Source organism: Streptomyces sp. NPDC046215, from assembly GCF_040646215.1.
GTDB lineage: Bacteria > Actinomycetota > Actinomycetes > Streptomycetales > Streptomycetaceae > Streptomyces > Streptomyces stramineus.
Genome location: NZ_JBEYZW010000147.1, coordinates 1 through 8,203, shown reverse-complemented (window position 1 = coordinate 8,203; position 8,203 = coordinate 1). Strand labels below are relative to the sequence as shown.

Here is an 8,203-nt window from a genome sequence, read left to right as displayed (position 1 = left end):
AGTGTGCTGCGGCAGATCGGGGGGTTTTATGATTCGATTACGGAGGATATGGCGACGGGGTTGGAGATTCATCGGCGGCGGAATCCGGTGACGGGACGGCGCTGGCGGTCGGTGTATACGCCGGATGTGTTGGCGGTGGGGGAGGGCCCGTCGTCGTGGACGGACTTCTTCTCCCAGCAGCTGCGGTGGTCGCGGGGGACGTTTGAGACGTTGTTGTGCCAGTTCTGGCGGGTGGTGTGGGGGTTGTCGGGGGGTCGATTGCTGAATTATGCGCTGTTGGTTGCGTATTACCCGATGGCTGCGGTGACGTGGGTGTTGGGTGGGGTGTCGTGTGTGTTGTTTTTGGTGGTGGGGGCGGCGGGGATCAGTGTGCCGTCGGCGGTGTGGTTGATGCTTTATGGTGACGCGGCTGCTTTGCAGGTGGCGTTGTATGTGGTGAATCGTCGGCATAATGTGAGTCCGCATGAGCCGGTGGGTTCGTCGGGGGTGGCCGGGATGGTGATGTCGGCGGTGTCGGCGCCGTTGTATGCGCGGGCGTTGTGGCAGGCGTTGTTGCGCCGCCGGTCGGGTTTCGTGGTGACGCCGAAGGGGGATTCGGTGTCGCCGGACGGGGTGGGCACTTTCCGGACGCATCTGGGGTGGGCGGTGCTGTTCGGGGGCTGTTTGGTGGGGTCGGTGGTGTGGGGGCACGGGTACGTGGCGATGCGGGTCTGGGCGGGCCTGGCGCTGGCGACGGCCCTGGGCCCGCTGGTGGTGTGGTGGTGGGGCGAGGTGCGCCGCCGACGCGGACCGGGTGGGCCGGCCGTGGTGGGTGGTGCGGGTGAGCCGGTGGCGGAGGTGGCCGCCCCGGGAGCGGGGCCGGTTACCGTCACTGCCACGGCACCGGTCGTCCTGGAGAAGGACGCGGGCCCGGCGGGCGCCCTCGGCCGGGCCTGACGAGGCATCAACCTGCCTTGGGGTGCGGTCTCTTGGGTGCCGGCCTCGCGGTCGCCGCTACCGCGGAGGGGGCCGGGGACACTTGCCCGTTGAAGGGCCGCCATCCGGCTGCGGCCGATGCCCGGTGTGACCCGGGTGGGGCGGCCCTGCGGCGCCGCCCTGACGGAGGGCACTGGTGAGCCGGACGCCAGTCGCCACGTGCTCTTGCCGCATGCCGCATGCCGTAGACGCCGCGCACAACTGCGTCCTGCCGTTCCGGCGGCCCGCAACGCCGCGCGGCGGCGCGGTGCCCGCGGGCATCCCCTTGCCGTGAACTTGCGCGCCCGTCGGACCGTAGGCCGTCCGTCAGCCGTCGACGGGCCGCACGCGCGAGCGCTCACCCCGGGCCGCGAGGTGCGGGGCAGGCCGATGGTCGACGGTCCGCACGCGCGAACACTCACCCCGCCCACAGGCCCCCGTGCGCCCCCGTGCCCGAGGGAGTTCCCAGCGCTCGCGGCCCGCCGAATCGCCTCCAGGGCACCCGGCGGGCCGCACACCGCTCGAAAGCCGTCGCCCGGTCAGCCCGTCGAGGGCGGCGGGACCGTGTTCTCCGTCGGCTTGGGCCTCATGGCCGGGGGAGCGGCTTGGGGCGTGCTCGCGGGCGGCGGACCCGGGGCCGCGGGCGGTGACGTGGGCGTGGCACCTGCCAGGCGGAGTGCGTAGTCGGCCCACCAGCGCCCCGCGGCCGGGGCGCCCCGGCAGGCACCGTCGGATTCGCCCGGGCGTTTGATCCACAGGAACGCGTCGATGAGCGGATGGCCCGTGGCCGTCGTGGGCGGCGTGCCCAGGGCCCGTCCGGGCGGGTTGCACCACGGCTCCGCGTCACCCGGGCCGGGCGCCCCGCTGTCCTCGGTGGCGCGGTCGGCCTCGTCGGCTTCGATGTCGTCCTCGGCACCGGCCGTCCGGTCGGGCGCCTGGTCGGGCGCGGGCTCGGCGCCGGACTTGCCGGCCCCGGCCGCGGGGCCCGGCTCCGGGCCCGCCGGCTTCTTCTCCTCCTGGAGCGGGCCGTTGCCGTTCCGGCTGGTGTCCACGACGTAATGCGTGCCGTGGAGCAGGGCGGAGAGCCGGTCGCCGTACTCGCGCGTGACCGGCGTCGTGTGGAAGTTGGAGACGTTCAGGGCGAACCCGTCCGCCCGTCCGATGCCCGACCTGGTGAGCGCATCGGCCAGCCGGTGCTGGTCGGGGATCCAGCCGGCGTTGCCGGCGTCGATGTAGACCGACGTCGCAGGCAGCGCCTTGAACGTCTCCACGGCCTCGGTCAGCAGGGCGAGCCGCTGCTTGGCGGCAGCCGCCGGGACGCAGCCGGAGGCCCACTGCGCGAGGGCGTCCGGTTCGAGGATGATCCACGCCTGCCGGGTGCCGATCCCCGCCGCCGCACGGGAGACCCATGTGCGGTAGTGGGCGGCGTCGGCGGCGCCGCCGGAGGAGTACTGGCCGCAGTCGCGCTGCGGGATGTTGTAGGCGACGAGGACCGGGATGCGGCCCGCCCGTTCCGCCCGCCGGGTGACCTGCTCGGCCTGCGCTTTGGGGTCGTTGCCCGTCAGCCAGACGGCCGTCGGCCGGTCGGCGATGCGGCGCAGGATCGCCGCGTCCTCCTCCCGGCCCCGCTCCTCCCAGATCCGCACCTGGCTGGCGGCGGGGCCCGTGGGCTCCGCCCAGAACGGGGACGTGGCGTCCCACTCGTCGTCGACGGTGTGCGCCAGACCGGCCGGCACGGTCACGCCCACCGCTCCCGCGCACACCAGCAGGACGGCCCCGTACCGCAGCAGCGGCCAGCGCCGCCGGGAAGCGTGCTTCCGCCGGGGCCCGGCGTGCCGTGGGCCGTACCGGTCGCGGGTGTCGAGACGGGCAGTGCGCGGACGGCGTCTGGTTCCCATGTCGTCCCCCTGATTCTCCGGGATCGGTCTGTCCCTGCCAGGCTGTCAGGTGTCGGCCCGTCAGGTCCTGTTCTGCTGCGCCGAACGGGCCCCGGGGAGCGCAGGGCTCCACGAAGTGACGAATCGTCGAACTGACGGACCGTAAAAAAACGGCGGATCCGCGGGTTGACGATTACAGGGGTTACGCGAGTGACCCAAAGTGACCCAAGTGAACTGTGAGCAGAGGCTTTCGGCCGTGCAAGCGGCGATCGACAAGAGACGCGAAATACTCCTCGCCGCGGTCGATCCGCCGGAGAACCGCACCGGTATCGTCGAACGGGCGGCCCTCGGGTCGCAGCGTCACGCCGGCGACGACCGAACCGGGGGCCGGGCACGGGCACCTGACGATGCGGTGCGTGTGCCGTCCTCGCCCTGGTTCTCGCCCTGCTCCTTGCCCCGGCCCGCGTCGGCACCGGGTGCGCACGGGGTTCGGCCGCACTCGCGCTCGGGGCGCGGGCGACCCCGGTGGCCCGCGCCCGGGCAGGGGCCCGGTGCGGCGGGGCCGGGGCGCGCAGCGGCCTGCGCAACAGCCGGGCCCCTCCGCGGGTGCGGAGGGGCCCGGCCGGAGTGCGCGGCGTCTCAGTCCTTGAAGGCGTCCTTGGCCTTTTCCTTCGCCGCCCGCAGATCGCCCTTGGACTTCTCGCCCTGGCCCTCGGAAGCCGCCCGGTCGTTGCCGACTGCACGGCCCGCCGCGCGCTTGGCCGTGCCCTTGACCTGCTCGCCCTTGGCCTTGGCCTTCTCGTGTGCGCCCATGGTGCGTTCTCTCCTCTCTGCTGCCCCCTTTGTCACTCAGCCGTCGGGTGCCCCGGCGCGCAGGGCCCAAACAAGGGCCGCCGCCCGCGCGCCACGGCCGGGGCGGGAAGCGGATAGTTGATGCGCTCCTGACAATTCAAGGCTTCCGTGGGACTCTGCCTCACGCACCTCGTATCCGCACCGCTCGTCTGCCCGGACCGCGCACACCCGCGGTCCGGCCCCCACCCTGCCGCGCGGTTCCCCGCGCGGCCCGGGCAGAAGGAGTACGCGTGAGACGTCCCCGTCGTACCGCCGCCGGAGTCCTGATCGCCGCCGGCGCCCTGCTCACGGCCGGGCTGCAGACGGCCACGGCCGCCCCCCTGCCGGACCCCGCCACCGTCCGCACCGCCGCGGTCTCGGCCGCCGAACAGCAGCGGGTCGCCGACTTCTGGACACCCGACCGCATGCGCGCGGCCACCCCGCTCGTTCCCTCGGGCGCCGCCCCGGGCAGCCTTTCGGCGCCCAGGGCCGGTGGCGAGGTGTCCACCGTCCGGCCCACCGCTCCCTCCGCCGCCCCCGGGGCCGCCCCGCAGACCAAGGCGTTCCCGCAGCCGGGCGGTGCCTGGTCCGGCGGCGGCGCCGTCGTCAAGACCTCCGGCCGGGTGTTCTTCACCATGCAGGGCCGGACGGCCTCCTGCTCGGGCGACGCGGTCACCAGCCGCAACGGCAGCACGGTGATCACCGCCGGCCACTGTGTGAAGTACCAGGGCGCCTGGCACACCAACTGGGCTTTCGTCCCCGGCTACCAGGACGGGCAGACGCCCTACGGGACCTGGACCGCGGCCAAGACGGTCTCGACACCCCAGTGGGTCGCCAGTGAGGACATGAACCACGACATCGGCGCCGCCGTCGTCAACCCGCTGAACGGCCAGAAGCTCACCGGCGTCGTCGGGGGCCAGGGCCTGCAGTTCAACGGCGCCTATAACCAGGCCATGTACGCCTTCGGCTTCCCCGCAGCGGCTCCGTACGACGGCAAGAAGCTCATCTACTGCAGCGGGACCACCTCCAAGGACTTCCTCCTCACCAAGGACCACGGCATGGCCTGCAACATGACCGGCGGGTCGAGCGGCGGACCGTGGTTCGCCTCGTTCGACGAGGCCACCGGAACGGGCCTGCAGGCTTCGGTGAACAGCTTCGGCTACACCTTCCTGCCGAACCGGATGTTCGGGCCGTACTTCGGTGCGGAGGCCAAGAACCTCTACGAGGAGGCGCAGGCGGTCTGACGGGTCCCGGCGCGGCGGCGGTCGCCCGCCGCCGCACCGTGTCGCGCCGGACACGAGCGCGTTGCCCGGGTATGAACCGTGCACGCAGTTCCGCATTCCGGCTGGGCCGGGGCCTCCTCGCCGCCGCCCTGGCGCTGGGGGCCATGGCGCCCGCCGACAGGGAGCACCCCGGCGCCCGCACCGCGCCGGCCGCCGTCCGCGCCCCGGCCGGGCCCGTGGACAGGCTCTTCGGCCAGGAGGTCCGCCGGATCCCCACCTCGCGGCGCGTCGTCGCGCTGACCTTCAACGCGGCCTGGGACGACGGCGGGGTCGCGGAGGTCCTCACCGTGCTGCGCGAGCGCCGCGCGCCGGCCACGTTCTTCCCGACCGGCGACTTCGCCGAGCGCCACCCCCGCGCGCTGCGGGCGATGGCGGCCCGGCACGGCCTCGGCAACCACTCCCACAGCCACCCGCTCTTCGACGGCCTCCCCCGCGCACGGGTCGCGGAGGAGGTCACCCGCGCGGACCGGGCCATCCGCGCGGCGGCGGGAGCCGTTCCGCTGCCCTTCTTCCGCTTCCCCTTCAGCGCCACCACCCCGGCGGGGATCGCGCAGGTCAACGACCTGGGCTTCGCGGACATCGAGTTCACCACCGACACCAACGGCTACCTCGGCCCCGCCGGCGGCATGACGGTCGCCAAGGCCGTCACCCGGGCCCTGGCCGGGCTGGCGCCGGGACACATCGTGCAGATGCACGTCGGTTCCCCCGGCGGCGGCCCCGTCCTCGACGCCCGGGCCCTTCCCGCGATCATCGACGCCGTCCGCGCGCGCGGTTACCGGATCGTCGATCTGCGCACGCTCCTCGGCCCGGCGCCCGGCGCGCCGCGGTCGACGGGGCCCGGTAAGGCCCGGGCCCCGCGCGGGAACGGGCCGGGCTAGGCCGTGCCGGGCTCTTCCGGGACGTCACCGGCACGGTCGTCGAGGACGATGCTGAGGGGCAGGCCCTGCGCGGACAGACCGCCGAGCCCCTCGGCGAGCCGGTCGTACACAGTGGTGGCCAGGGCCCAGTCGCCGTCGCGCCCCCGGTCGCGGGTCTCGCCCAGGGCGATCAGTACGGCGATGAGCGAGCGGCCGGACAGCGCGGCCTGCACCCGGCCCGCGCTGTAGTCGGCCACCTCGTGGGGCATCCGGAAGTGGGCGTGGCCGGCGACCCGGCTCATCAGGAACTCCCAGGTGTCCCGGTGGCAGACCAGCGTCGCCGAGGCCACCCGGGCCGCTGCCCGCAGCAGCTCCCGGCGCTGCTCCGGGTCCTCCTCGTCCCCCGCGCCCCGGTGCTCCTGCCCGGCCACCGCCCCCGGGGGCACGGCCGTCAGCGCCTCCCGGGTGCGCGCCACCTCCTCGGCGAGGCCGCGGACGAGGAGGTGCAACTGCTGTACGTGCTGCCGCAGATCCGCGATGTCATCGCCGGCGCGCACAGCCCGCGCACGCGTCTCGCCGTTGTCCGCCCCCATGGCACCGAGCTCGGCGCGCAGGGCGGACAGCACCTCCGTGCGGGACTCGCCGATGCTGCGGCGCAGCTCCTCGGCAGTCGCGTGAATGGCGTCCCGTAACTCTCGTCGAGCGTCCTTGCTCTCACCGAGCAGCGTGCTCAGCTCACCTTGGCGCACACCCTCCCCTTCCCCTCCGCACACCGGTTCCGGTGCTGGGGGAAGATTTCCCCGTCCTCCGGCCGGGAGATGCCCCGGCCGATTACCCCGACATGTTTTCGAACGGGTGAGGGGCGCCGGCCGCCGTGCGACGGCCGGCCCGCCGCCGGCCTACCGCCGGCCGAGGATGTCCTCCAGGGAGCCCTCCGGTACCGACCCTTCCGGGGTCAGCTTGTCGACCGCCTCCGGCAGCACGGAGGCCATCTGGTCGGCGGCCTCCTCCGGGGACAGCCCCGCCTGCTGGGCGACGCTGTCGAGGGCCTGCGTGGGCAGGGCCTGCGCCACCTCCGCACCGCTGACGGGCTGGTTCTCACCCGTGCCCACCCACGACCCGGTCTTCTCGCGCAGCCCCCCGTCCTCGAGCTGCTGCAGCAGACCCGACAGCGGATTGGCGCCCCCGTCGCTGCCGAGCGTGCCGAGCAGCGCGCCGAGGAGGTTGGCCGGTCCCACGGCCTTTCCGCCGCCGAGCAGCCCGCCCAGCAGACTGCCCAGATCATTACCCGCCATGTCTCCTGCCTTTCCTGGAAGCAGGCCGGGAGCGGCACGGAGCGGCCGCCACCCGGCCGGTGACATCACCGCACATCTACCCGTAGTGTCCACGCCCGGCCCGTCGGCCGGTACAGGTTCACCCGGACCGATCGCGCCGGAGCGCCGGAAGGCCGGACGTTCACACATGCGGCCCGCTCTTTCACCCATGGATCGCCCCGGGCCGCCCGGATTGACTGACGGCATGACTGAGATCCTCGTTCTCGGCGCCACCGGCAAGACCGGCAGCCGCGTCGTCCCCCGCCTGCACGCCCTCGGCCACACCGTCCGCGCCGCGTCCCGCTCCGGTGCCACCCGCTTCGACTGGGCCGAGCGCGCCACCTGGGCCCCCGCGCTGGCCGGCGCCGAAGCCGTGTACATGGTCCCCACCGAGACGCTCGGCCTGCCCGAGCGGGCGGATTTCGTGGCCCGCGCCGAGGAGGCCGGAGTCCGGCGGATCGTCCAGATGTCGGTCCGCGGCATCGACCACGACGGCATACCCCCGACCGAGAGGGCCGTGCGGGACTCGGGCCTGGAGTGGACGGTGCTGCGGCCCTGCTGGTTCGCGCAGAACTTCGCCGATCCGGGCCTCTTCCTGCCGGAGCTGCTCGCCGGCGAGCTGACGACCCCGGCCGGCGACGGGCGCGAGCCGTTCATCGACGCCGAGGACATCGCCGACGTCGCGGTGGCCGCCCTCACCGGCCCCGGCCACGCGGGAGCGACCTACGAGCTCTCCGGCGCGGAGCTGATGACCTTTCAAGAGGCCCTCTCGCTCATCGGCGAGGCGGCGGGCCGGGAGATCCGCCACCGCCACATCGCGCGCGCCGACTACGTCGCGGGCCTGGTCGCCGCCGGCGGCGCGGCGGACGACGCCGAGTCCTTCGCGGGATTCCTCGACGGCATCAGGCGGGGCGAGGACGACTATGTGAGCGACGGTGTGGAACGCGCCCTCGGCCGGGCGCCGCGCTCTTTCCGCGACTACGTGAGCGCGACGGCGGCCCGGGGCGTCTGGTCCCGCCGAGACCCGCAAGGGCGCCACCGGCACCCGTGTCGACGACATCGCCGGCTGGGTCCAGACCGTCTCTTCC

The 8,203-nt window shown here is 73.9% G+C and carries 8 protein-coding genes; 4 read left to right on the top strand and 4 right to left on the bottom strand.

Annotation, left to right across the window (positions count from 1 at the left end; all coding sequences use genetic code 11):
* A partial coding sequence (locus tag ABZ951_RS32965) for a glycosyltransferase family 2 protein (RefSeq protein WP_361281649.1) occupies nucleotides 1-936 on the top strand: 936 nt, incomplete at its 5' end.
* Between the two features lie 557 nt (nucleotides 937-1,493).
* Here ABZ951_RS32965 and ABZ951_RS32960 read toward each other — a convergent pair.
* Both ABZ951_RS32960 and ABZ951_RS32955 read right to left on the bottom strand, forming a co-directional pair.
* Nucleotides 1,494-2,852 (bottom strand): glycoside hydrolase family 6 protein, encoded by a 1,359-nt coding sequence (locus ABZ951_RS32960; protein ID WP_344096586.1) that lies wholly within the window; start codon nucleotides 2,850-2,852, stop codon nucleotides 1,494-1,496.
* A 618-nt stretch (nucleotides 2,853-3,470) separates the two neighbouring features.
* On the bottom strand, nucleotides 3,471-3,644 hold the full coding sequence (locus ABZ951_RS32955) for a CsbD family protein (RefSeq protein WP_344096582.1): 174 nt from the start codon (nucleotides 3,642-3,644) through the stop codon (nucleotides 3,471-3,473).
* 269 nt (nucleotides 3,645-3,913) lie between these two features.
* On the opposite strand from ABZ951_RS32955, the gene ABZ951_RS32950 reads away from it, so the two are divergent.
* Together ABZ951_RS32950 and ABZ951_RS32945 are read left to right on the top strand one after the other, a co-directional pair.
* Nucleotides 3,914-4,906 (top strand): peptidase, encoded by a 993-nt coding sequence (locus ABZ951_RS32950; protein ID WP_344096579.1) that lies wholly within the window; start codon nucleotides 3,914-3,916, stop codon nucleotides 4,904-4,906.
* 71 nt (nucleotides 4,907-4,977) lie between these two features.
* Nucleotides 4,978-5,823 (top strand): polysaccharide deacetylase family protein, encoded by an 846-nt coding sequence (locus ABZ951_RS32945; RefSeq protein ID WP_344096577.1) that lies wholly within the window; start codon nucleotides 4,978-4,980, stop codon nucleotides 5,821-5,823.
* On the opposite strand, the gene ABZ951_RS32940 is transcribed toward ABZ951_RS32945, so the two are convergent.
* Together ABZ951_RS32940 and ABZ951_RS32935 are read right to left on the bottom strand one after the other, a co-directional pair.
* A complete protein-coding gene (locus ABZ951_RS32940; RefSeq protein WP_344096575.1) occupies nucleotides 5,820-6,551 on the bottom strand; it encodes a hypothetical protein in 732 nt (243 codons plus the stop codon). The two genes, ABZ951_RS32945 and ABZ951_RS32940, sit on opposite strands and share 4 nt — an antisense overlap.
* Before the next feature lie 150 nt (nucleotides 6,552-6,701).
* Entirely contained in the window at nucleotides 6,702-7,163 is a 462-nt protein-coding gene (locus tag ABZ951_RS32935; RefSeq protein ID WP_344096572.1) for a YidB family protein, read from the bottom strand.
* 157 nt (nucleotides 7,164-7,320) lie between these two features.
* Between ABZ951_RS32935 and ABZ951_RS32930 the strand changes: the two genes are divergently transcribed.
* On the top strand, nucleotides 7,321-8,203 hold an 883-nt coding region (locus tag ABZ951_RS32930; protein ID WP_361281642.1), incomplete at its 3' end, for an NAD(P)H-binding protein.